Genomic DNA, 21,602 nt, shown 5'->3' with positions numbered 1-21,602 from the left:
CCCTGGGCGCCGAGCCTTGGGCGCGCCGGGCTCCGAGGGGTGCGGGCCTCCCGTGCCCGGTCGCCGCCGCGGAGCCGGGTTCCTACGATGAGATGGTCCGCTCGGGGAGTCGGGGACCGCTCGGGGACGAGCGTCAGGGGTGATCCTCCATGGGTCGGTACCGCACGCCCACCGTCCTGGCAGCCGCCTCGCTGCTGCTGACCGCGCTGTGCGCGGGCCAGGCCCCCGCCGCCGCACCGCCGGGCCGGATCGACATCGACCCCGTGATCGCCGAGCAGCTCGACGACGCGATCACCGCCGCGATGCGCAAGGCGGACATCCCCGGTGTGGGCGTCGGCCTGTGGATCGACGGCGAGGACCCCTACGTCCGCGCCTTCGGCACCTCCGACAAGGCCACCGGCGTCCCCATCAAGACCGACATGCACACCCGCATCGGCAGCGTCACCAAGACCTTCACCATCACCGGCGTCCTCCAGCTGGTCGACGACGGGAAGGTACGGCTCGACGCGCCGATCTCGACCTACCTCGACGGCGTACCCGGCGGCGACAAGATCACCGTCCGGCAGCTCGCCGAGATGCGCAGCGGTCTGTACGACTACACCCAGGACCCGCGCCTGCTGGCGGCGTACCAGGCCGACCCGCAACGCGAATGGACCCCCCAGGAGCTGCTGGACATCGCCTTCCGGCACCCGGCCAACTTCCCGCCGGACGCGCGCTGGGAGTACTCCAACACCAACACCGTGCTGCTCGGTCTGCTCGTGGAGAAGGTCAGCGGTCAGCCCCTGCACACCTACCTGCAGCAGCACGTCCTCGCACCGGCCGACCTGGACTCGACCTCGCTGCCGACCGGCGCGGAGATCGCGTCCCCGTTCGTGCACGGCTACACGAACTTCACCCCGGACGGCGCGACCGTCGACGCCTCCACCTGGAACCCGTCCTGGGCCTGGTCGGCCGGCGCGATGATCTCCACGATGGACGACCTGCACTCCTGGGTGCCGACCCTGGTCACCGGGAAGCTGCCCGGAGGCGACCGACTGCTGGAGCCGGGCACCCAGGCGCAGCGGCTGCGCATGCTGCCGACCGGGCACCCGGGCGTGGGCTACGGGCTGGGCATCGCCGACATCGACGGCTGGATCGGCCACAACGGCGAGCTGCCCGGCTACGAGACCATCGCCGTCCGGCTCCCGCAGGACCGCGCCACCCTGGTGATCGTGGTGAACACCGACGTCGACGGGAAGTTCGGCAACCTGAGCTCCCTCATCGCCAACACGGTCACCAAGATCGTGACCCCGCGACACGTCTGGGGCCTCCCGTCGGCGGCCCAGCCCAACGCCGTCCCGGAACCGTCCGCCTCGTCGACCCCGGCCCCGTCCCCGAAGCCGAGCTCCTAGCCCGCCGCCCGGCCCGTCCACCGATCACTCGCCGTCGAAGATGTCCTCGGCAGCAGGGGCGGTGACGGCGCGGGTGAGCCAGCGGCGCAGGGTGTCGGGGTCGTCGCAGCCGGCGATCCGTTCGCGGACGTCGTCGGGCACGTCGAGGCCGCGCTGCTCCAGGACGATCAGCAGGTCCTCGGCTCGGCCTTGGGCTCGGCCTTCGTCCCGGATCTCCTCGGAGATGTACGACTTGTAGAAGGAGAGGTCCACGGCCACCAGGGTCCTCCAGAGCTCGTTGGCCGGGCGGTTGCCCAGCCCCTGTGCGGTGAATTCGATCATCGGGTCGGCGACGTTCTCCGGAACGCCCCGCAGCGCGCTCGACAGGGCCTTCAGTATGGCACCGATGTCCGGATCACCCGCGTGGGTGATGGCCGACAGGGTGGCAAGTGCGAGGTCGGCGCGGGCCTCGGCAGGGTCGGTGATCACAGGCATGTTGTGGGGGCCCACGACGACGGGCCGCAGGGTGAGCGTGGGCATCGGGGGCGGCCCGCTGGTCACAGGCCGTCCGGCCCATTCGGCGGTGGCGCGGTCCTGGCACACGACGAGCAGGGCGGTGGGCAGCCGGTACTTGGTCCACAAGTACGCCGTGTAGTACGCCCAGCTCGCCGGCTTCGCCGGGTCCTTCTTTCCCTGGGCCTCGATGGCGAGGAGGAGGGAACCGTCTTCCGCGCTGTCGAGCCGTAGGAGGGTGTCCACCCGGCGTTCGACGGGGCTTGCCTCGGTGAGGTCGGTGGGCAGGATGGTGACGTCGACGGGAGTGGGGAGGGAGAAGCCCAGCAGGCCCGACAGGCGGCTGAAGAGACCGGGGTCGTGCTGGAAGATGCGGTGCATCGCTTCATGGGGTGAGCTGACCATGAGGTTCCTCGGTGTTCGGAGGTATGGCGGGCCTGGGGCGGCAGCCGGTGCAGGTGCCCGGGGACGGGCCGCGGAAGGCGCGGTCACATTTCTCGCAGTTGTGGAGCGGGCGTCTCACGGTCGGGGGTGGCTCCGGGGCGCGGAACGGCGGCATCGGCGGGAGCTGGGCGGCGAGGCGGTGGGCCAGGAGGGCGGCCGGGCGGTGCAGGGGTTCCGACGGCAGGGCGGTGGTCAGGGCGTGGTGCACGGCGCTCGGGGGGAGTTCGCGCTCCAGCCAGGCCGCGACTCCGGGGGTGAGGTGCTCGACATCCGCGACGGAGAGCAGGAGGCGCGGATCCCCACGGCGGAGGCCGGCAAGGACGTCGACCGCTGAGCGCAGCAGGTCGGGGGCCGGGTAGCCGGGCTGCGGTACGGCTGGCAGGGCCCGGCGCGGCGGCTCGTCCTCCCGGCGGGCGGGACGCCGGGGCGGCCGCTGCGGCTTCGGCTCGTCCGTGGCGCCGGACCGGCCCGGCTGGTTGCAGGAGACCGTGCGGGTGATGACGCGGCCACCGCTGGTGCGTTCGCAGGTGCGGCGCAGATAGCCGTGGGTCTCCAGTTCGCGCAGGGCGGCGGCGATCCGGGTCTTCCCCTCGGGGAACCGGGCGGCGAGGGTCCTGATGTCGATGAGCGCGCCGCTGGGAAGGGACTGGATGTGGACGGCCAGGCCGATGGCCAGCAGCGACAACTCGGCGTGCTGGGCGAGGTGGTTGCCGATCACCGTGAAGCGCGCGGTGTGGCGGGCGTTGTCGTGGATGACACCGCCGGCGCGCGTGTGTGCAGGGGCGCGCCCCGACGGGTGGTTTTCCCCGTCGTTACGGGGCCGGGCGTGCGGGCGCACGCTACTGTTTCGGGTATCCATCGGGAAGGTCCGACTTCCTCGGTGGTCAGGCCCTCGCATCGGGATTGCAGTCCCGGCGAGGGCCGACGTATGTCAGCGGTCATGTGGTCTGTCGCGCTGAGCGTAGATCAGGCAACCCGCCCCGAAGCCAGCCAAGTTGGTGTTTTTCACTCAAGCGAGTGAGCGTCCCGCCATGGGCGGGAGGGGGTGGGGCTTGGTGCGGTGCTTTCACTCTCGTGTCTTGAGTACCGGGGTCGTCCCCGCCACCGGAGTCCCACCGCACGGGCTCCGGTGCGCGAGCGATCTGCCCAGGTCAGGGGCATGACAGGTCGAGGGTGGTTCGGACCGCACGTTCCTCCAGGGGAAGACGGGGACGGGACAGCGGGCGGGACCTACGCCGCCGGCCGGCCCTTCGGGCGGCGCAGGCCCGCCGCGGTGAGGCGGCGGACGAGCTCCTTGCTGCCGATCTCCACGGCGCCGGCGCCGACCGCGTCCGCGTACCGGTACGAGGGCACGTCGTAGTGGTCCCGCTCGAAAGCGCGCGGCGGACAGCCGATGGCCGCCGCGAAGGCGTGCAGCTCCTCGTACGAGACATCGCTGACCAGGTGCGACCACATGCGGCCATGACCCGGCCAGGTCGGCGGGTCGATGTAGACGGTCACCGGCGGCTCACCGGAGGCCGAAGACCGGGCCCAGGCCGCCGATCGCGGCCACCTTCACGCCCGCTTCCGAGCACACCCAGTGCGGGTCGGGTCCCAGCTCCGGTTCCACGTCCAACGCGTGCGGCTCACCGTGGTTGCACACCGGGCACAGCGGCCATCGTCCGTACTTCTCCAACAGCGCGTCCTTCACGTCCTGGGCGACGAGTCCGGCAAGGTAGTCGACACCCTCCGGCCACTGCTCCACCCACCACCGGCGGTGCGTGACCGAGTCCTCGACGAGGGAGACGACATCGGCATCGGCGACCTCACCGGCGGCGAGATCGGCGAGAACGAGGGCACGGGCGACGTGCAGCGCCTGTTCCAGGGGGGTCGCGTGGTCCATGCGCCCATTGTGGACCCGCGAGGGCCCGACGATGAAGGCCCTCTTCGCAGAGGCCCAATGGCGTATTGACCGGACCCCACCATGAAAATAAATTTCAGGAGTGAGCCAGAACACAAAAGAAACTGCCGAAAGCCCGACGACCACCGGTGCGACAGATGGCCGCGGCACCCACCGAAGTGCTGGTCAGAGCCCCACGGCAGGCCCGGCCCCGGCCCCGGACACGGCTCCCCCGCCTTACGCCCTCCGGGCCCGGATCCGCAGCCTCGGCCCCTCCCTGCCCCGTTCCGTGCAGGCCGTCGCCGACGCCGTGGCCGCCGACCCGGCCACCTGCGCCCGGCTCACCGTCTCCGCCCTCGGCCGGCACACCGGCACCAGCGAGGCCACGGTCGTCCGTACCGCCCGCCTCCTCGGCTACCCCGGCTACCGCGACCTGCGCCTCGCGCTCGCCGCCCTCGCCGCCCAGGAGGAGTCCGGCGCCGCCCCCGCCGTCACCGTCGACATAGCCGTCGACGACCCGCTCGCGGACGTCGTAGCGAAGCTGGCTCACGAGGAGGCGCAGACCCTCACCGACACCGCCGCAGCCCTCGACCTCACCCAGCTCGCCGCCGCCGTCACCGCGCTCGCCACCGCCCGCCGCATCGACGTCTACGGGGTCGGGGCCTCCGCCCTCGTCGGCCAGGACCTCGCCCAGAAGCTGCAGCGCATCGGCCTCGTCGCCCACGCCCACAACGACCCCCACCTGGCCGTCACCAACGCCGTCCAGCTCCGCCCCGGCGACGTCGCCGTCGCCATCACCCACTCCGGCACCACCGGCGACGTGATCGAACCGCTGCGCACCGCGTTCGAGCGCGGCGCCACCACCCTCGCCCTCACCGGCCGCCCCGGCAGCCCCGTCACCCGCTACGCCGACCTCGTCCTGGCCACCTCGGCCGCCCGCGAGACCCAGCTGCGCCCGGCCGCCATGTCCAGCCGGACCAGCCAGCTGCTCGTCGTCGACTGCCTCTTCGTCGGCGTCGCGCAGCAGACCTACGAAACCGCCGCGCCCGCCCTCGCCGCCTCGTACGAGGCCCTCACCCACCGCCACACCGCCCGCTGACACCTCCGACCGACCCAGCCCCCCTCCCTCGTCATTTCCAGCCCCCTCGTTTCCAGGCCCGCCACCCCCTGGCGACGCCATCCCGGCCCCACACCTCCAGCCCCGCCACCTCCAGCCCCGCCGGCGTTCGAAGCGCGGGACCGGAGGCGGAGCCCCGCACCTCCAGCCCCGCCACCTCCAGCCCCGCCGGCGTTCGAGGCGCGGGGTCCGGGGCGGAGCCCCGATCGTGAAGCCCAGCCCGGACACGAGCCGCCGGCCCCCGGCCGCCGCCCCCAAGGAGACCGCCACCCATGACCGCCCACGCAGACCTCCGAGCCCAGCTGGACACCCTCACCACCGAGGCCTTCCGCGAGGAACTCGCCGAGATCGACCGCCTCCCCACCCTCGACATCGCCCGCACCATGAACGCCGAGGACGCCACCGTCCCGGCAGCCGTCGCCGCGCAGCTCCCCCACATCGCCGCCGCCGTCGACGCGATCGCCGAACGGATGGCCCGTGGCGGCCGGCTGGTATACGCGGGCGCCGGCACGGCCGGCCGGATGGGCGTCCTGGACGCCAGCGAGTGCCCGCCCACCTTCAACACCGATCCCGCCGACGTGGTCGGCCTGATCGCGGGCGGCCCGTCCGCCATGGTGAAGGCAGTCGAGGGCGCCGAGGACTCGAAGGAGCTGGCCGCCGAGGACCTGACCGCGCTGGAGATCGGGCCGCACGACACGGTCGTCGGGATCTCCGCCTCCGGCCGCACCCCGTACGCGATCGGCGCCGTCGAGTTCGCCCGTACCCGCGGCGCGCTCACCGTCGGGCTCTCCTGCAACGCAGGCTCCGCCCTCGCCGCGGCCGCCGACCACGGCATCGAGGTCGTCGTCGGACCCGAACTCCTCACCGGATCCACCCGCCTGAAGGCCGGCACCGCGCAGAAGCTCGTCCTCAACCTCATCTCGACCATCACGATGATCCGCCTCGGGAAGACCTACGGGAACCTGATGGTCGACATGCGCTCCACGAACGACAAGCTGCGCGCCCGCGCCCGCCGCATCGTGGCACTGGCCACCGGCGCGCCCGACGAGGAGATCGAGGCCGCTCTCGCCGCCACCGGCGGCGAGGTCAAGAACGCCGTCCTCGTCGTCCTCGGAAGAGTCGACGGACCCACGGCCGCCGAACTGCTCGCCGCCTCCCAGGGTCACCTGCGCGCCGCCCTCGCCCTCGCCCCCACCCAAACCCACTGACCCCCGACACCCGACACCCGACACCCGACCCAAGGCGATCCCACATGACCACTGACAAGAACCGCGCCACCGCCGCCGCGATCCTTCCGCTGGTCGGCGGCCCGGACAACATCACCTCCATCGCGCACTGCATGACCCGCCTACGCATCTCGCTGCGCGATCGCACGCTGGTCCAGGACGAGGCCCTGCGCGCCCTCCCCGTCGTCCTCGGCGTGGTCGAGGACGGGACGAGCTACCAGATCGTGCTGGGCCCGGGCGCGGTCGCCCGCGTGACCCCGGAGTTCGAGGCCCTCGTGGAGGAGACCCGCGCGGCCACCACCACGGCCCCCGCCACCCCCTCTGCCCCTGCCGGCCCCACGATCACCGCGGACGACCTCGCCGCCCAAGGGGCGGCGCTGAAGGAAGCTCAGAAGGCCCGGAACGCCACGCCCTTCAAGCTGTTCCTGCGCCGGATCGCGAACATCTTCGTCCCCCTGATCCCGGCCCTGATCGGCTGCGGCATCATCGCCGGACTGAACGGCCTGCTGACCAATCTCGGCTGGGTACCCGCCGTGGTCCCCGCCCTCGCCGCCATCGCGTCCGGCTTCATGTCCCTGATCGCGGTCTTCGTCGGATACAACACGGCCAAGGAGTTCGGCGGTACCCCGATCCTGGGCGGCGCGGTCGCCGCGATCATCGTCTTCCCGGGGGTCGCGAAGATCGACGCCTTCGGCCTGGAACTCAAGCCCGGCCAGGGCGGCGTACTCGGCGCGCTCGCCGCCGCCGTCCTCGCCGTGTACGTGGAGAAGTGGTGCCGCAGGTGGGTACCGGAGACCCTGGACGTCCTCGTCACGCCCACCCTCACCGTGCTGATCTCGGGCCTCGTCACCCTCTTCGGCCTCATGTACCTCGCCGGTGAGGCCTCCGCCGCCATCGGCAGCTGCGCGAACTGGCTCCTCGCCCATGGCGGCGCCTTCGCGGGCCTGGTGCTGGGCGGCCTCTTCCTCCCCCTCGTGATGCTGGGCCTGCACCAGGCCCTCATCCCGATCCACACCACCCTCATCGAGCAGGACGGCTACACCGTCCTGCTCCCCATCCTCGCCATGGCGGGCGCGGGCCAGGTCGGCGCGGCCATCGCCGTCTACTACCGCCTCCCGCACAACGGCTCGCTCCGCGCCACCATCAAGTCGGCGCTCCCGGCGGGCTTCCTGGGCGTCGGCGAACCGCTGATCTACGGCGTCTCCCTGCCGCTGGGTCGCCCCTTCGTCACCGCCTGCGTCGGCGGCGCAGCCGGCGGCGCCTTCGTCGGCCTCTTCGGTCAACTGGGCATGTCCTTCGGTTCCACCGCCATCGGCCCGTCTGGCTGGGCCCTGTTCCCGCTGCTCGACGGCCGGGCCGGCGCGGGCGTCACCCTCGCCATCTACGCGGGCGGCCTGCTGGTCGGCTATCTGGTGGGCTTCACCGCCACCTACTTCTTCGGCCTGAGCCGCGCCCAACTCGCGGCGCTCGACCGGAGCGAGGACGAGCCTGCGGCGACCTCGGCGGACCGGCCCGGCCGATCACCCGGCCCCGACCCCGCCCCCGCCCCGGCACCGGCGGCCGGCTCCGAGCCCGCGGATCCTTCCGTACTCACCCACTGACCGGGACGGCCGGCCCCCGGCCCCGACACCGCCCGGCACCGCCCGACACCCCGGCACTACGATCGCGGCCATGAGCGACAGCGCGATCATCGTCGCGGAGCTGAGCGTCCCCGCTCGGGAAGCCCCCGCCCGAGCGGCCGCCACCGCGGCCTGGCTCCTCGCACAGGGCGTCATCCGGCCCAACGAGCGGCCCGACCCGCTCTGGCGGCCGAGCCGCTACGACCCCGGCCCCGCCGCCTCGACGGCCCTCGCCGACCGCCGCACCGCCGACCGCACCGTCGACGGCGCCATCGGCGACGGCATCGACATCATCGACCGGCGCCAGATCCACGACCCCGGCGGGAACTACACCCCGCCGGGCTGCCCGCGCTGCGCCGTCCCGCTCGACGCGGACACCCACACCGCGCTGATCCTGCCCTGGCTCGACGGGGACGAGCCCCTCGTGACCTGCGCGCACTGCGGGGCCGCCGCGCTCCTGGGCGACTGGAGCGGCCACTGGGCGGTCCTCGTCTCCGACCTCGCCGTACGGTTCACCAACTGGCCGCCGCTCGACGACGCCTTCCTCCACGCGCTCCAGGCCCACCTCGGGCCCCGCTGCCGTCTGATCCACCACCTGCTCTGAGCCGAGCACCCCGATGCCGACGTGCCCGCCCCGGCCCGCGATGCTGTGCGGATGCTGCTCCCCGCCGACGCCGTCGCCGCCACGACCCGCATCGACGTCGTACGCGTCACCGCCGGTCCCGCGCGACACGGCGACCCGATGACCGGGCCCGTCGTGGGGCACTGGGAGGGCGCCGCCGTCACCCAGATGCTGGGCGTCGTACGGAAGCTGCCCACCGCCGACCTCACCCTGTGCGGCTTCGCCCCCGGCTGGGGCATCCGCGCGTACGCCGACCCGGCCGGGCCGCCCCTGTACGAGGCCGCGTTCTGCTACGGCTGCGACATGGCCTGGCTCTGGGGCCCCTGTGTCCCGGAGCCGCTCCACCGCCAGACCTTCGACTCGGACTCCCCGTACGCACTGTTCCTGCGCATGCGCATGCGCGCGGCGGGCCCCTGACGGGGCCGCCGGGCGCGGAGGCGGATCCTGCTCCGATCCACCTCGGGACGCGGCCCGGTCGATGGACAGCCCCTGGGCAGGCCTCTAGCGTGGATCTTGACCCTCCGTCAGCCGACGGAGCCGGCAAGGGGGAACGAGCATGTCGAAATCCACCCGGGCCGCCGCAGGCGTCTTCGGCGCGGCCGCGATCCTCGCCTCGTCACTGGTCCTCGCCCCCGCCGCGCACGCGGCGAGCGGCGGCGGCTGCTGGGAGTACTCCGAAGGCTTCGGCGCCAAGTACGTCGACTGGAAGTCCTGCATCAGCTCCCCGAGGGCGGGCGTCGGGCGGCCCGATGCCTACGTCACCCTGCGCGCGGGGCACCCCGCCTGCAAGATCATGCTCCAGACGCTGGAGACCGGCGGTTCGAGGATCATGTCGCAGAAGATCTACGACTGCCCTGCGGGAGCCGTCACGAACCTGCACCTCACCTCGCCCGACTTCACCGGCAGGAACGGCCGGGCCTACGGGAACTACACCACCATCTACTGGACCAGCGACAAGACCGCCACCCTCGCCAACAAGAGCCCCTGGCTGAAGCTGCCGTAACCACCGACCGAGCCGATATTTCGGCTCGGAAGGCGAGACCGGTCGGGAATCATGGGCGAATGATCAACTCCATACCCCCCGTGGTCCCCGCCGGTCGGATGCGCGCCCTTCCGCAGCCGGATTTCGAACTACCGGGCGGCATGCTGCTGCGCCCCTGGGCGGCCCAGGACGTCCCCGAGCTCGTCGAAGCCTGCCGCGACCCGGACATCCGGCACTGGAACCGGCCGGACCTCCTCTCCCCGGCCGAGGCCGAGGAGCGGATCGCCCGCTGGCACGCCCGCTGGCAGGACGAGGAGGCCGCGATCTGGGCCATCGCCCCCGCCGGAGGCCCGGCCGTCGGACTCATCGGCATCTCCGACCTCGACCTCGCGGGCGGCAGCGGCGAGATCCTCTACTGGCTGCTGCCCGCCGGGCGCGGCCGCGGGGTCATGGTGCCCGCCACGGAACGCGTCGGGCGCTGGGCCTTCGAGGACCTCGGCCTGCAGCGCGTCCGCATCACCCACTCCGTGGCGAACCCGGCCTCCTGCGCCGTCGCGACGAAGGCCGGATTCCCTCTGGAGGGCACCATGCGCGGCGCCCTCCTGCACGCGGACGGCTGGCACGACGAACACCTCCACGCCCGCCTGCGCACCGACACCCCGGGGTGAGAAGCGGTCACAGGGCCGGAGGCGGGGGCGAGGGCGGGGGCGGGGGCGGGGGCGGGGTAGGAGTCGGCAAGGAACTGGGCTGTGCCCATGTCGATGCCGGCCACGGACCCGGTGGCGGGCAGCGGTTCGCGCTACGTGTCCTACGCCCTGGAGGCGGACACGGGTGACGGGGTCGTGCGGCGTGCTGTTCCACCGGCAGCCGTCGGAGACGACGCAAGGTGGCCTGCTGCGAGGAGAACGGGCGTCGCGGCGTTCCTGGAGCGCCCCGTTGCAGAGCGAGCAGTGAACACGCAGCATCTCACCGAGCGCGATCGCCTGGCCCGCGGTGGGCCGCAGGAGAAACTTGCATGCGCGGATCAACCCGGCCCACCCCCCTTTCGGTCTGGCTTCGACCACCGGTCGGTGGACCTGCAACGGCGGCGTACACGACGGTGAACTCATCACCGAGAGATGGGATTCAGCAGGCCGCGGTCCCCAAGAATCGCGTCAGGTCGTCGACTCCGTAGCCGAGCCTCGGACCGCGCTCGGCCGCCATCAGCAGGAGTTGCCCCACGATCTCGGCGCCCCAGCCGTCCGTACCGTCCTCGGACCACTCCCACAGCTTGTCGATGCCGAGGCCGGTCATGAGCAGCCCGTACCGGGTACGGATCTCCGCGCACAGCTCCGCGACCGCGTCGAGGAGCCGCCCGCCCGGGCGCTCGCACCGCAGCCCGAGACACCCGCCGAGGTCCTCCACCGCGCACCCTTGCGGCGGGGCTGCCCTGAGCCCCTCGTAGCGCGGATCGTCGAACCCCGGATAGCCCTCCAGCGGGCAGTGCACCAGCGTGAACCGCTGCCACCCGGCCGGCGGGGGCGGCTTCGGATCCCCGGCCTCGGGCCCGCACACCCCGCGCGGGGCGAGGGCCGTCTCCAGGCCGCGCAGCTTCCAGCCCAGTTCGAAGGCGAAGTTCACCGCCTCCACGGCCTCGCTCACGAGCCCCCCGCCCGCTCGTGCAGAACGGCTGCCAGCCGGAGCGCGGTGTCGAGGTTGCAGCGGCCGAGGTCGACCAGCGGCAGGCCGTAGGTACCGGCTGCCGAGACCCGCTCCACGTCCAGCGAGGGGAACAGCACCCCGACCCCGGCGAGCGATTCCCGCAACTGCCGGACGGCCTCCTCGGCCGCCTGCATGCGCTCCTGTGGGGAGAGCACCATGACATGTCACCTTTCTACTCTGAGTATCCAACTTCTTCACACAGAGTGGCGACGCGCTCACTAGCCTTTCAAGTGAGGCCCCTCAACAACCGCTCATGTTGCTCAGGGAGTTGCCATGCCACAAAAGAACCTCGATCCCTCCTCCTCCCCCCGCGCCCTCCTGGGCGCGGAGCTGCGCGTAGCGCGCGAACGCGCGGGCCTGAGCCAGGCCGAGCTCGGCGAACGGCTCTTCGTGAGTGGCGCGTTCATCGGCCAGCTCGAAACCGGCACGCGCCGCATGCACCTCGACTTCGCCCGCCAGATCGACGAGATCCTCGACACGGGCGGCTTCTTCGTCCGCAACTGCGGGGCGGCAGCGAAGTCCAAGTACCCGGACCACTTCGCGGCAGCGGCCGAAGCGGAGGCTCTGGCGACCGCTATCCGCGAGTACGCGCCTCTGATCATCCCGGGGCTGCTCCAGACCGAGGCGTACGCGCGGGCAGTCTTCCGCGCGTATCAACCGACGGCCACCGAAGATGCCATCGAAGAGCTGGTCACGAACCGTCTAGCTCGCGCCGCACTTCTCCAGGACCCAACAACCCCACTGTTGTGGTGCGTGCTTGATGAAGCGGTGCTGCGCCGTGCGGTGGGTGACTCAGCTGTGATGGCTGAGGCCCTGCACCACATCACCGCCCTCATCAGATCGCACCGGATCGTCGTGCAGGTACTCCCGTTCCGGGCGGGCGCCCATGCCTCCACGGGCGGCTCCATCAAGCTCATGGCCTTCGAGGATGCGCCTCCACTCGCCTACGTAGAGGGCAGTGGAACGGGTTTGCTGTTCGATGATCCGGCCACGGTCACCCGTCATGCGCTCACCTACGATCTGCTTACGGCCGACGCGCTGTCGCGACGTGAGTCGCTGGCCTTGATCGAGTCTGTAGCGGAGGATTACGCGCATGACGAGCATGCCTGAGTACGACCTGTCGGCCGCCACCTGGCACAAATCCAGCTACAGCGACGGCAGCGGGGGCAACTGCCTGGAGATGGCCACCTGGCCGAGGTCCACCCACAGCCGAGCCCGCGGCGGCGACATGGTCCCCGTCAGGGACTCCAAGCAGCCCGAAGGCCCGCACGTGGTGTTTCACGCGCAGGCCTGGGCCCGGTTCGTCGCGGCGCTCTGAGTGGTCAGAGGCCGTCGGTGAACAGCAGCCGGTTCGGGCTGTTGTCGCTGAGGTTCTGGACGATGTCCTTCGTGGACTTGCCGGCCAGGAAGTTGTAGATCTCCGCCGGCAGCGCGTTCGGGTGCTCCGACTTGTAGAGCGCCGCCACACCGGTGACGTGCGGCGCGGCCATGGACGTACCGTCCAGGGCCACGCTGCCGCCGCCCAGACGTGCCGAGATGATGTCCTTGCCCGGGGCGTACAGGTCCAGGCACTCGCCCCAGTTCGAGAAGTCGGTCTCCTGGTCGAAGCGGTCCGTCGCGCCGACCGTCACCACGCGTGCGGCGGACGCGGGCGAGACCTGGCAGGCATCGCGGTTGTCGTTGCCCGCCGCGACGATCGGCAGCACGCCCCGGTCCGACACGGCGGTCACGGCATCGTTGACCGCGGCGAGCCGGCCGCCGCCCAGCGAGGCGTTCAGGACGGCGGGCTGACGGGCGTTGTTGGCCACCCAGTCGAAGCCCGCGATGATGCCCGACCAGGCGCCCCGGTTGTCACAGCCGAGGACCCGAACGCTGACCAATGTCACCTTCCGCGCCACACCGAAGGTCGTTCCGCCGACCGTGCCCGCGACGTGCGTGCCGTGGCCGTTGCAGTCCGCGCCGTTGCGGCCGTCCCCGATCGCGTCGAAGCCCCGCAGTACGCGGCCGCCGAACTCGGGGTGGGTGAAGTCGATGCCGCTGTCGACGATGAATGCCGTCACGCCCTGGCCGCTGCGGTTGGCGCTGAAGTCGTTGTTCAGCGGCAGGAACCGCTGGTCGATGCGGTCCAGGCCCCAGGAGTTGGCGGGCGACTTCGTCCCGACCCCCTTGGCGGGGGTCGGCGGCGCGGTCACCGTCGCGTCCTCCGTCACGGACTTCACGCCGTGCGCCCCACGGACGGACCTCAGCTGCTCCGCCGTGAGCGACGCCGCGAACCCGTTGATCGTCTTGGTGTAGGTGAACTTCGCCTTCAGACCCAGCCGCTTCGCGAACGCCTCCGGGGCGACCTGCTGGTCGAGGGTGACGATGTAGCTGCCCGGGATGGCGTCCACGGAGGTGTGCAGCGGGGCCGGGGTCGGCTCGGGGGTGTCGGCTGAAGCCGCGCCGGCCACGACGGGGGTCATCGCGAGGAGGGCGGCGGCGGTCAGGGCTGCGAGCTGACGCATGAAGGGAGCTCCCTGGAGTGCGTGGTGCGGTGGCGTGGGTCGGCCGCGCTCCTCACAGGCGAAGGCCTCCCGGAGCGCGGCCCTCCCGTTCATCGGGTGCGGCGCGGCGCGGGCTTGAGCCGGGCGCCTCCGCCTGGCCCATAGGCCGGGAGGCCTCGCCGGTGCTCCGTACACCCTGTGCAGAAAGGGTCATTCCCAGCAGCCTCCCGGGGTCGCGGCCCACAGCCACTCCCCCGGGAGATTCATTCTTACGGGCGACGTGACGGACAGGTGTCAGAGACCACCTGTGAACAGCAGCCGGTTCGGGCCGTTCGCGTCGAGGCCCTTCACCACGCCCTGCGTGGACGCGTCGGTCAGGAAGCCGCTCAGCTCCGCCGGGCCGGCCTCACGGTGCGCCGCCTTGTAGAGCGCGGCCACCCCGGTGACGTGCGGGGTGGCCATGGACGTGCCGTCGTGGGCCACACTGCCACCGTCGAGCAGGGCGGAGACGACACCCTGGCCCGGCGCGTAGAGGGACACGCACGGTCCGAAGTTGGAGAAGGAGGTCCGCTCGTCCTTGTCGTTCGAGGCGCCGACCGCGAACACCCGGTCTGCGGAGGCCGGCGAGACCGTACACGCGTCCTTCGCCGAGTTGCCCGCCGCGACGACCGGCAGCACACCCCGGTCGGCGACTTCGGTCGCGGCCCTGTTGACCGTGTCGGACGCCTCGCCACCCAGGGACACGTTCAGCACGGCCGGCTGCTCGGCGTGGTCCGCCACCCAGTCCAGGCCCGCGACGACCGCCGACCACGTGCCGGTACCGTCGCATCCGAGGACGCGGACACTCACCAGGCTCACCCCCTTGGCCACGCCGTACGTCCGACCGCCGACCGTCCCCGCCACATGCGTACCGTGCCCCAGGCAGTCCGCCCCGTCACGGCCGTCGCCGACGGAGTCGAAGCCGGAGCGGGCGCGCCCACCGAACTCCTCGTGCGCGTAGTCGATGCCGGTGTCGAGGATGTACGCGGTCACCCCGGCTCCGGTGCCCGTGGTGGTGAAAGCGCCGTCCAGCGGCAGATCCCGCTGGTCGATCCGATCCAGGCCCCACGTACCCGCCGGCTCACGGATCGCTCCCGCCCTGCTCGGCGTCGGTACGGACCGCACCTTGGCGTCCTCCTCGACCGACTTCACCTCCGGGCTGCTGCGGACGGCCGTCAGCTGGAGCGGGGTCAGCGGCACGGCGAAGCCGTTCAACGCGGAGGTGTAGACGAAGGACGGCCGCAGGCCGAGTGCCTCGGCGACCTCCGCCGGATCGTGGCCCTCCTCCAGGGTCACGAGGTAGCGGCCGGGAACGGCGTCCCTGGACGTGACCAGCGGAGCGGGAGGCGGCTCCGGAGCCGCGGCGGCGGCCGTGTCGACCCCGACCGGGGTGACGGCGAGCAGGGCCGCGACGGCCAGACGGGCGAGCAGGCGCATGACAGGAACTCCCTGGCCGGTGAGGACGCGAACGGGCCGCCCCCGCGGCGCCGATCGCTCCGGCAGGTGTGGCCCTCACTCACATCGCTGCCACGCCGGGACGGGTCGCACAACCCTCCTTCACCCGGCCGCCGGTCCGACCCGTGTGTGCCCGGCTCGGTCCGCCGCACCCGCCCCGGGCGATTCGCCCTTGTCCCCCCGAGGCCGCGCCCCGACCGTCCCGGTCCGCCCGGTCCGGCGGGATCACCCGTACGGCCCGCCCCCACCCCGGGGAGCGCACGGCCGGTGCGCCGTCCGTGACCCCGCCTCACCCCGGGACCTCGTTGAACCCCGCCGCGGCCCGTGATGGCCTCGCCCCATGCGCAAACGTCTGAGCCGAGCCCTGCCCGTGGCCGTGGCCGTACTGGCCGCCGTCGCCGCCCTGCCCGCGTGCGCGGCCACCGCGGCCGTGCGGGAACCCGTGCCCCGCACCGCACCCGCCGCCGATCACGCCACGTACATCGTGACCGTGGGCGAGGACAGCGACCCGGCCGAGGTGGCGGAGCGCGTCGGTGCCACCCCGCTGCACGTCTACCGCACCGTCCTGCACGGATTCGCGGCCCACCTGAGCCCCCGGCAGGTCACGGCCCTGCGCGCGATGCCGGATGTCGAGTCCGTCGAGGCGGACAGCACGGCGAGCGGCGACAACGCCCCCGGCGACGGCGAGTTCGGGGGGTGGGGGTCCGGAGTCGGGTGAACGGGAGTCGGTACCGGTACCGGTACCGGAGGGCAGGGCGGTCGAAAGGTGCCGGCCCGCCGTCCGGGCGGCGGGGAGACTGCGCTGATGCAGCTTCCCGCCGAAGTCCTGGCCGACACCGCGCTGATCGAGGTCGTACGGATCTCCGCCCCACCGGGGAAGGAGGGCGACCCGTGGCCCGGCGGGGCCGTCGCCCACTGGGTCGGGGGCGAAGTGACCGACACCCTGGCTCTCCTGGGGACCCTGCCCGGCAGCGGGCAACACCGGTGCGGTTTCTCACCCGGATGGAGTATCCGCGGCTACGCGAAGGCCCTCGAAATCGTCCTGTTCGAGGCGGCGTTCTGCTTCAGCTGCCACGAGGTCCGCATGCACGGGCCGGCGGTCCCGCCGGACCTGGCCAAGCAGTTCTTCGACGTGGACGCGCCGCCCTCCCAAGAGCTCCTCGCCCGCTTCCGCGCGGCCGGGACCTGACCCCGGCCGGCGCGCGTCACCAGCCGAAGACCGGGTCGATGTCGAAGGTCGGCGGCAGCAGTCCCTGGCGGTCCAGGTTGACGAAGACGTACCGGCCGGGCGGGCCGGGGTGGAAGGTGAAGCGCTCGCCGAGCGGCAGATCGCGCAGGACCGTGGGCTCCGCCCGGCGCAGGCCGTCGGCCAGGCCGTGGTGGGAGAGGTACGTCCACCAGCGGCCGGAGGTCACCACGCCGACCTCGCCCGGGCCGATCGGGGCCAGCCCGCGCACGACCTCGTCGCCGAAGCCGGCGTGCCAGACGCGCCGGCCGTCGGTGAGGGAGTAGGCGGACACGCCGTTCTTCTCCCCCTGCTTCACCGGGGTGATCAGCAGGTCGCCGGTCAGCACCGGGGACGGCTCGGACAGCAGGTCCCCGGCCGGACCCGAAGCCGGTACGAACCCCCGCAGCCGGCCCTCGGCGCCGAACAGCAGCACCGCGTCCATGCCGCGTTCGGAGGTCTCCGTGACGCGGAGGACCGGCGGGACGGCGGACAGCACCCGTACCTCGCGCAGTCGGCTCCCCGTGGGCAGCGCGGTCTGCCAGGTGCGGGTTCCGGTACGGGCGTCGACGGCCGTGATCCGGGCGGTGTCGCCGCACTCCTCCACGTACAGGGCGTGTTGCTCCGAGCCGTCGACGGCCTTCACGGTGCAGTCGGCGGGTATCGGGACCCGCCAGCGCTCCTGGCCGCCGCGCAGGTCCAGGCCGGTCACCGTGTCCCGGTCCGCCACGACGGCGCTCGCGCCGGCCACGGCCACCAGCGCCCGGCCGGCGTCCCGGGTCCACGCGGTGCGGCCGTCGGCCAGGTCCACGGCGACGACCTGCGAGCCGCACGCCCCCGGGCTCTCCCCGTAGGTGAGCAGGCCGATGCCCGACGGGGCCGTGCGGCTGATCGCGCAGAGCGGCGTACGCTCCGGGGCCGGCAGCCGCCAGCCCTTGCGGCCCTCCCCGTCGTAGGCGACGAGGCCGTCGGTGCGGGCCCGTACGACCATGCCGGGCCGGGGCGCCCAGACGCCGACCGGAGCAGCCGCCGGATGCACGGGCTCCTGCCGACCGGACAGGTCCATCTGCGGGCCGCGCGCGTACGCGAAGCCCCACCAGGCGGGGGCCGACGCGGCCAGTGCCACGCAGACGGCGATCACCCGGACGTGCGCCGGGACGCGGCCGTGCCCGCGCTTCCTCGGCGTACGCCACAGCAGCCACGCGGCGGCGGCGCACAGCGGGACGAGGAGCGCCAGGGTGCCCGTGCCGCGCGGGCAGCTGTCGATCCCGCACACGCGGCCGGGGCCGGGGCCGTCGGTGACCAGCTTCGCCAGGAGGACCAGATACAGCGCCACCACCGCCGCGAGGGCGGCGGCCGCGATGAACGCGAGGTACCCCAAAAGCCGTGCCGGCCGCGGTCGTTCCATGTCCATGATCCCCCCGGACCGCAGCCTAACCGGGGGCCCCGGGCTCAGAGCGCCGAGCCTCCGGTGGCGTCGACCACACGCCCGGTCACCCAGCGGGCGGCGTCGGAGGCGAGGAAGCCGACGACGTCCGCGATGTCCTCGGGGCGGCCGAGCTCCGCCCGGTAAGATCGCTCCGGAAAGGTGACCCGATTTCGACACCCGGATACAATCTCTGCACTCGCATCCTTGCAACCCTGCGGCACTTTCCTGCCGCCAGGGCGGCAATTCGCCTAATACCGCTCAAGCGGCAGGGCCTCACAGGGGCGACAGACAGTGATGCAAGACGTCCCAAGTGCAAGGGGTTGCCGGAATGGCGGGACTGCGAGAACGGAAGAAGGCACAGACGCGAAAGCGCCTGGCGGACGCCGCATTCACCCTGTTCCGCGAGCGCGGGTTCGACAATGTGACCGTCGCGGAGATTTCCGATGCGGCGGAAGTGGCCGTCAGCACGCTGTTCGCCTATTTCCCCTGCAAGGAAGCGCTGGTCTTCGATGCCGAAGACGAGTACGACCGCGCATTGACGGCCGCGGTCCGCGACCGCGCCGCCGGCGTCTCGATCCTGGACGCGCTCGAGGCGCACCTGGTGCCGGTGGCGCAGCCGGCGCCGGGCGGCCCGTCCGGCGAAGACTTCGTCGAACTCGTCAAATCCACGCCGGCGCTGCTGGATTACGCCGGCCGGGTGCGGCACCGCTGGGAGGCCAGCCTCGCCGCCACCCTCGCGCAGGAGGCCGGGGTCGCGGAAGGCGACCTGCTCGCCACGGCCCTCGCCCGCTTCATGCTGGACGCCATCTTCCTCGTCACGTACGGCGATCACCGGCCGGAGGACCTGAAGTCCGTGTTCGAGCGGCTGCGGTACGGCTGGGCGGATTTCGGTGCCGCGGCCGCCCCCGAGCCCGACACCGCGCAGTAGTCGCCCACCCCGCTCGGGCGAGGCCGTCGCCCCCGCTCCACGGGCCATCGCCCGGGGGGGGTACGCCCTCGCGCCGCGGGGCGAGGGCGTGACGATCACGACGGAAGAACCGCGGTTCCCCCCACCCCCCACCCCTGACGGAGTCAGGGACCGAGCGGTCCCGTCCGGCGTTCGAGCGCGGGGTTCACCTACGGGAATCACGTACGGAGTCGGCCTCGATCCGCACCGACACCGGCACCGGCACCGGCACCGGCACCTCATGCGCATGAGGGACAGCAGGCAGGCGGCGCACCACGCGCCGCAACTCCCTGCTCGCCAGCACATCGGCCGCGAGGCCATCGGCGTGGCGGGTGGCGCCGGGGCAGGGCGGCTCCGCGCCGCAGGCGTTTCGGTCGCCCTCATGGACGAGGGCGAGATCCCGCTCCCATTCACTCAGGGCCCGCATTCCGGCGGCGTCCACGTGGAAGACGATCCGCCCATGCCCGTCCGGGGCCCGCAGTTCGAGGCGATCCGGCCGGCCGGCCAAGCCGGCACATCGCCCTTCGGGCCCCAAGGCGGCGGCGGAGAGCCGGTGGACGAGGTACCCGAGCAGGGCCGGGTCGGCGTCCAGATGAAGACAGCACGGCCCGGTCGCGGCCGCGCGCAGACCCAAGGTTCCGTCGCCCAGCGACCCGACATCCGCCGCGTACTCGATCAGCACCGCCAACACGTGGTGATCCAGATGCAGTTGCCCCACGCAAACCTCCGCGGCAGCTCGGCGACCCCACCCTCGGACGGCCCGGTACGCGGTGACCACCCGCTGCTCGAACGGCGTGAGTCTCACCGCGTCGACTCCCCGTAGTACTTCAAGGCCGTCAGCGGCTCGAGCGGTACGTCCATCGGCCCCTCCTCGCCGAGCATCCCGGTCCGGACCGAACCCGGGGAGCCCCACCCTGCCCCGGACCGAGCCCAGAAGGCAAGTGGATCGTTATTGACACACACTTCGAATTCCGATCTACTCTGAACTCGTAGTGACTTCGCCAATCTGAGGAGGACTCATGAAAGTGACGGCTACGCGCCGGTGGCTGGCCCTCGGTGCGCTCGCTCTTGCGATGCTGACCGTCGGCCTCGACATGACGGTGCTGAACATCGCCCTTCCGACACTCGCCCGCGACATGCACGCCGGCACCGCGGCCCTGCAGTGGTTCAGCACCGCCTACACCCTGACGCTGGCGGGCGCGATGCTGCCCGCCGGTGCGCTCGGCGACCGGTTGGGGCGCAAGAAGGTCGTGTTCGGCGCCCTGACGCTGTTCGGCGCGGCCTCGGTCTGGTGCGCGTTCGCTTCGTCGTCCGGCGAGCTGATCTCGGCCCGCGTACTTCTCGGTGTCGCAGCGGCAGCGCTGATGTCCCTGTCGATGGGAATGATCCCGGTGCTGTTCCCCGACCCGGCGGAACGCGGCCGGGCCACCACCGTGTGGATCACGGCGGTCACACTCGGAATGCCGCTGGGCCCCATCGTCGGCGGCCTGCTGCTCAACCACTTCTGGTGGGGCTCGGTGTTCCTGGTGAACATCCCGACCGTCGTCATCGGCGCGATCGCGGTGGGCCTGTGGATGCCGGAATCCCGCAGCCGGATCCGCCGCCCCATCGACCCGGTCAGCGTGGCGCTCTCGGCCGCCGGACTGGTCGGTCTCACCTACGGTCTGATCCGGTTCGGTGACGAAGGCTGGGGTGACGGCACGGCCTGGGGAACCTTCGTGGCGGGCCTCGCCCTGATCGCGGGCTTCGTCGCCTGGGAACGGACCCGGGAACACGCCCTGGCGGACCTCAGCCTGTTCGGGGATCGCGGATTCAGCATGGGCACCATCTACCAGCTGATCAACGCCTTCGCGATGTTCGGTCTGTTCTTCACCATCCCGCTGTACTTCCAGTCGATCCTCGGCGTCGATTCGCTCGGCAGTGGCCTGCGCATGCTCCCGATGATCGGGGGCCTGCTGGTGGCCTCGAACTTCCTGGAGGGCCTGCGCGACAAGATCGGTCTCAAGGCGACCCTGATGATCGGCTTCGGCGTCCTCGCGGTCGGGATGGGCCTCGGCTCGTTGACCGACATCGGCACCTCGTACGGGTTCGTCGCCACCTGGATGGCCATCGTCGGCCTCGGCATCGGCCTGGTCCTGCCCACCTCCATGGCACTGGCCGTCGGCGCGCTCACACCCGAGCGGGCGGGCGCCGGATCGGCCCTGCTGTCGGCCCTGCGCCAGGCGGCCGGCACCACCGGTGTGGCGGTGCTCGGCACGGTGCTGTCCACCCGGTACCACTCCGAGCTCGGCCCGCTCAACCACGAGCCGATCTCCGACGGCATCGGATCCGGTGTGGCCGTCGCCGATTCACTCGGCGACGCGACGATGCTCCACAGCGTCCAGACGGCCTTCATGAGCGGCATGAACCTGCTCCTGAGCGTCTGCGCGGGAATCGCGGTCGTCGGCCTGGTCCTCGCAGCGCTCACCACCAAGAACCGCACCGCCGAAGCCGGGGCGACCCTGCCCGAGGCAGAAGCCGCGCCGATCGCGTAACCGAAGCCCGATACTCTC

At 72.2% G+C, this 21,602-nt stretch carries 25 protein-coding genes and 1 pseudogene; 14 read left to right on the top strand and 12 right to left on the bottom strand.

From position 1 onward, the window contains the following. The first annotated feature begins 149 nt into the window (after positions 1-149). Complete coding sequence (locus BCL76_RS15450) at positions 150-1,391, top strand: serine hydrolase domain-containing protein (protein ID WP_109780075.1); 1,242 nt, start codon at positions 150-152, stop codon at positions 1,389-1,391. Between the two features lie 24 nt (positions 1,392-1,415). On the opposite strand, the gene BCL76_RS15445 is transcribed toward BCL76_RS15450, so the two are convergent. From BCL76_RS15445 to BCL76_RS15430, 4 genes are all read right to left on the bottom strand, one after another. Then, positions 1,416-2,288 (bottom strand): hypothetical protein, encoded by an 873-nt coding sequence (locus BCL76_RS15445; protein WP_109780074.1) that lies wholly within the window; start codon positions 2,286-2,288, stop codon positions 1,416-1,418. Continuing rightward, positions 2,269-3,186 (bottom strand): helix-turn-helix domain-containing protein, encoded by a 918-nt coding sequence (locus tag BCL76_RS15440; RefSeq protein WP_109780073.1) that lies wholly within the window; start codon positions 3,184-3,186, stop codon positions 2,269-2,271. Before BCL76_RS15440 ends, BCL76_RS15445 begins: the two co-directional genes overlap by 20 nt. A 371-nt stretch (positions 3,187-3,557) precedes the next feature. Then, positions 3,558-3,827, bottom strand: a complete 270-nt coding sequence (locus BCL76_RS15435; RefSeq protein WP_030766289.1) for a DUF4031 domain-containing protein — start codon at positions 3,825-3,827, stop codon at positions 3,558-3,560. Between the two features lie 7 nt (positions 3,828-3,834). Next, the gene (locus BCL76_RS15430) at positions 3,835-4,209 is read right to left on the bottom strand and encodes a hypothetical protein (RefSeq protein ID WP_030727652.1); all 375 of its coding nucleotides are present in this window, start codon (positions 4,207-4,209) and stop codon (positions 3,835-3,837) included. Between the two features lie 253 nt (positions 4,210-4,462). Between BCL76_RS15430 and BCL76_RS15425 the strand changes: the two genes are divergently transcribed. The 7 genes from BCL76_RS15425 (at position 4,463) to BCL76_RS15390 (ending at position 10,440) form a co-directional block, all read left to right on the top strand. Then, positions 4,463-5,305, top strand: coding sequence for a MurR/RpiR family transcriptional regulator (locus tag BCL76_RS15425; protein ID WP_258309749.1), 843 nt, complete (start codon positions 4,463-4,465; stop codon positions 5,303-5,305). A 290-nt stretch (positions 5,306-5,595) separates the two neighbouring features. Further along, entirely contained in the window at positions 5,596-6,531 is a 936-nt protein-coding gene (gene murQ / locus BCL76_RS15415; protein WP_109780070.1) for an N-acetylmuramic acid 6-phosphate etherase, read from the top strand. A gap of 44 nt (positions 6,532-6,575) precedes the next feature. Next, positions 6,576-8,150 (top strand): PTS transporter subunit EIIC, encoded by a 1,575-nt coding sequence (locus tag BCL76_RS15410; protein ID WP_109780069.1) that lies wholly within the window; start codon positions 6,576-6,578, stop codon positions 8,148-8,150. Between the two features lie 70 nt (positions 8,151-8,220). Beyond that, positions 8,221-8,772, top strand: coding sequence for a hypothetical protein (locus BCL76_RS15405; protein ID WP_109780068.1), 552 nt, complete (start codon positions 8,221-8,223; stop codon positions 8,770-8,772). A gap of 51 nt (positions 8,773-8,823) precedes the next feature. Next, a complete protein-coding gene (locus BCL76_RS15400; RefSeq protein WP_109780067.1) occupies positions 8,824-9,207 on the top strand; it encodes a hypothetical protein in 384 nt (127 codons plus the stop codon). Positions 9,208-9,346: 139 nt separating this feature from the next. Beyond that, a complete protein-coding gene (locus tag BCL76_RS15395; protein ID WP_109780066.1) occupies positions 9,347-9,793 on the top strand; it encodes a hypothetical protein in 447 nt (148 codons plus the stop codon). Between the two features lie 59 nt (positions 9,794-9,852). Next, positions 9,853-10,440, top strand: a complete 588-nt coding sequence (locus BCL76_RS15390; RefSeq protein ID WP_109780065.1) for a GNAT family N-acetyltransferase — start codon at positions 9,853-9,855, stop codon at positions 10,438-10,440. 59 nt (positions 10,441-10,499) lie between these two features. Here BCL76_RS15390 and BCL76_RS39775 read toward each other — a convergent pair. The 3 genes and pseudogenes from BCL76_RS39775 to BCL76_RS15375 form a co-directional block, all read right to left on the bottom strand. Then, positions 10,500-10,800, bottom strand: a pseudogene (locus tag BCL76_RS39775) (RNA-guided endonuclease TnpB family protein); the annotation flags it as partial. Between the two features lie 97 nt (positions 10,801-10,897). Continuing rightward, complete coding sequence (locus BCL76_RS15380; protein WP_258309707.1) at positions 10,898-11,413, bottom strand: amidase; 516 nt, start codon at positions 11,411-11,413, stop codon at positions 10,898-10,900. After that, the gene (locus tag BCL76_RS15375) at positions 11,410-11,631 is read right to left on the bottom strand and encodes a hypothetical protein (RefSeq protein ID WP_030766320.1); all 222 of its coding nucleotides are present in this window, start codon (positions 11,629-11,631) and stop codon (positions 11,410-11,412) included. Before BCL76_RS15375 ends, BCL76_RS15380 begins: the two co-directional genes overlap by 4 nt. Before the next feature lie 115 nt (positions 11,632-11,746). Between BCL76_RS15375 and BCL76_RS15370 the strand changes: the two genes are divergently transcribed. Further along, positions 11,747-12,583, top strand: coding sequence for a helix-turn-helix domain-containing protein (locus BCL76_RS15370; RefSeq protein ID WP_109780064.1), 837 nt, complete (start codon positions 11,747-11,749; stop codon positions 12,581-12,583). Next, a complete protein-coding gene (locus tag BCL76_RS15365; protein WP_109780063.1) occupies positions 12,567-12,791 on the top strand; it encodes a DUF397 domain-containing protein in 225 nt (74 codons plus the stop codon). Before BCL76_RS15370 ends, BCL76_RS15365 begins: the two co-directional genes overlap by 17 nt. A gap of 4 nt (positions 12,792-12,795) precedes the next feature. On the opposite strand, the gene BCL76_RS15360 is transcribed toward BCL76_RS15365, so the two are convergent. After that, positions 12,796-13,977, bottom strand: a complete 1,182-nt coding sequence (locus BCL76_RS15360; protein ID WP_109780062.1) for a S8 family peptidase — start codon at positions 13,975-13,977, stop codon at positions 12,796-12,798. A gap of 273 nt (positions 13,978-14,250) precedes the next feature. Further along, complete coding sequence (locus BCL76_RS15355) at positions 14,251-15,432, bottom strand: S8 family peptidase (RefSeq protein WP_109780061.1); 1,182 nt, start codon at positions 15,430-15,432, stop codon at positions 14,251-14,253. Between the two features lie 358 nt (positions 15,433-15,790). Here BCL76_RS15355 and BCL76_RS15350 point away from each other — a divergent pair, with 358 nt between their 5' ends. After that, positions 15,791-16,168: a protease inhibitor I9 family protein gene (locus BCL76_RS15350; protein WP_109780060.1), complete on the top strand. Its 378-nt coding sequence runs from the start codon at positions 15,791-15,793 to the stop codon at positions 16,166-16,168. An 87-nt stretch (positions 16,169-16,255) separates the two neighbouring features. Then, positions 16,256-16,639, top strand: a complete 384-nt coding sequence (locus tag BCL76_RS15345; RefSeq protein ID WP_109780059.1) for a hypothetical protein — start codon at positions 16,256-16,258, stop codon at positions 16,637-16,639. Between the two features lie 16 nt (positions 16,640-16,655). On the opposite strand, the gene BCL76_RS15340 is transcribed toward BCL76_RS15345, so the two are convergent. Together BCL76_RS15340 and BCL76_RS39770 are read right to left on the bottom strand one after the other, a co-directional pair. Next, positions 16,656-18,083, bottom strand: coding sequence for an outer membrane protein assembly factor BamB family protein (locus BCL76_RS15340; RefSeq protein WP_181382563.1), 1,428 nt, complete (start codon positions 18,081-18,083; stop codon positions 16,656-16,658). Between the two features lie 44 nt (positions 18,084-18,127). Then, complete coding sequence (locus BCL76_RS39770) at positions 18,128-18,292, bottom strand: SDR family oxidoreductase (protein WP_309136843.1); 165 nt, start codon at positions 18,290-18,292, stop codon at positions 18,128-18,130. A gap of 140 nt (positions 18,293-18,432) precedes the next feature. On the opposite strand from BCL76_RS39770, the gene BCL76_RS15330 reads away from it, so the two are divergent. Then, entirely contained in the window at positions 18,433-19,032 is a 600-nt protein-coding gene (locus BCL76_RS15330; protein WP_109780057.1) for a TetR family transcriptional regulator, read from the top strand. Between the two features lie 184 nt (positions 19,033-19,216). On the opposite strand, the gene BCL76_RS15325 is transcribed toward BCL76_RS15330, so the two are convergent. Next, on the bottom strand, positions 19,217-19,738 hold the full coding sequence (locus BCL76_RS15325; protein WP_146228380.1) for a hypothetical protein: 522 nt from the start codon (positions 19,736-19,738) through the stop codon (positions 19,217-19,219). Positions 19,739-20,069: 331 nt separating this feature from the next. Here BCL76_RS15325 and BCL76_RS15320 point away from each other — a divergent pair, with 331 nt between their 5' ends. Then, positions 20,070-21,584: a DHA2 family efflux MFS transporter permease subunit gene (locus tag BCL76_RS15320; RefSeq protein WP_109780055.1), complete on the top strand. Its 1,515-nt coding sequence runs from the start codon at positions 20,070-20,072 to the stop codon at positions 21,582-21,584. Positions 21,585-21,602 lie beyond the last annotated feature (18 nt).

Source organism: Streptomyces sp. CG 926, assembly GCF_003148825.1.
Lineage (GTDB): Bacteria > Actinomycetota > Actinomycetes > Streptomycetales > Streptomycetaceae > Streptomyces.
This window is presented reverse-complemented; position numbering and strand designations above follow the sequence as displayed.

Coding starts and splice junctions, on each gene's coding strand:
- BCL76_RS15450 (WP_109780075.1), top strand. CDS start 150: ATGGGTCGGTACCGCACGCCCACCGTCCTGGCAGCCGCCTCGCTGCTG.
- BCL76_RS15445 (WP_109780074.1), bottom strand. CDS start 2,288: ATGGTCAGCTCACCCCATGAAGCGATGCACCGCATCTTCCAGCACGAC.
- BCL76_RS15440 (WP_109780073.1), bottom strand. CDS start 3,186: ATGGATACCCGAAACAGTAGCGTGCGCCCGCACGCCCGGCCCCGTAAC.
- BCL76_RS15430 (WP_030727652.1), bottom strand. CDS start 4,209: ATGGACCACGCGACCCCCCTGGAACAGGCGCTGCACGTCGCCCGTGCC.
- murQ (WP_109780070.1), top strand. CDS start 5,596: ATGACCGCCCACGCAGACCTCCGAGCCCAGCTGGACACCCTCACCACC.
- BCL76_RS15410 (WP_109780069.1), top strand. CDS start 6,576: ATGACCACTGACAAGAACCGCGCCACCGCCGCCGCGATCCTTCCGCTG.
- BCL76_RS15405 (WP_109780068.1), top strand. CDS start 8,221: ATGAGCGACAGCGCGATCATCGTCGCGGAGCTGAGCGTCCCCGCTCGG.
- BCL76_RS15400 (WP_109780067.1), top strand. CDS start 8,824: ATGCTGCTCCCCGCCGACGCCGTCGCCGCCACGACCCGCATCGACGTC.
- BCL76_RS15395 (WP_109780066.1), top strand. CDS start 9,347: ATGTCGAAATCCACCCGGGCCGCCGCAGGCGTCTTCGGCGCGGCCGCG.
- BCL76_RS15390 (WP_109780065.1), top strand. CDS start 9,853: ATGATCAACTCCATACCCCCCGTGGTCCCCGCCGGTCGGATGCGCGCC.
- BCL76_RS15375 (WP_030766320.1), bottom strand. CDS start 11,631: ATGGTGCTCTCCCCACAGGAGCGCATGCAGGCGGCCGAGGAGGCCGTC.
- BCL76_RS15370 (WP_109780064.1), top strand. CDS start 11,747: ATGCCACAAAAGAACCTCGATCCCTCCTCCTCCCCCCGCGCCCTCCTG.
- BCL76_RS15365 (WP_109780063.1), top strand. CDS start 12,567: ATGACGAGCATGCCTGAGTACGACCTGTCGGCCGCCACCTGGCACAAA.
- BCL76_RS15360 (WP_109780062.1), bottom strand. CDS start 13,977: ATGCGTCAGCTCGCAGCCCTGACCGCCGCCGCCCTCCTCGCGATGACC.
- BCL76_RS15355 (WP_109780061.1), bottom strand. CDS start 15,432: ATGCGCCTGCTCGCCCGTCTGGCCGTCGCGGCCCTGCTCGCCGTCACC.
- BCL76_RS15350 (WP_109780060.1), top strand. CDS start 15,791: ATGCGCAAACGTCTGAGCCGAGCCCTGCCCGTGGCCGTGGCCGTACTG.
- BCL76_RS15345 (WP_109780059.1), top strand. CDS start 16,256: ATGCAGCTTCCCGCCGAAGTCCTGGCCGACACCGCGCTGATCGAGGTC.
- BCL76_RS15340 (WP_181382563.1), bottom strand. CDS start 18,083: ATGGAACGACCGCGGCCGGCACGGCTTTTGGGGTACCTCGCGTTCATC.
- BCL76_RS15330 (WP_109780057.1), top strand. CDS start 18,433: ATGGCGGGACTGCGAGAACGGAAGAAGGCACAGACGCGAAAGCGCCTG.
- BCL76_RS15320 (WP_109780055.1), top strand. CDS start 20,070: ATGAAAGTGACGGCTACGCGCCGGTGGCTGGCCCTCGGTGCGCTCGCT.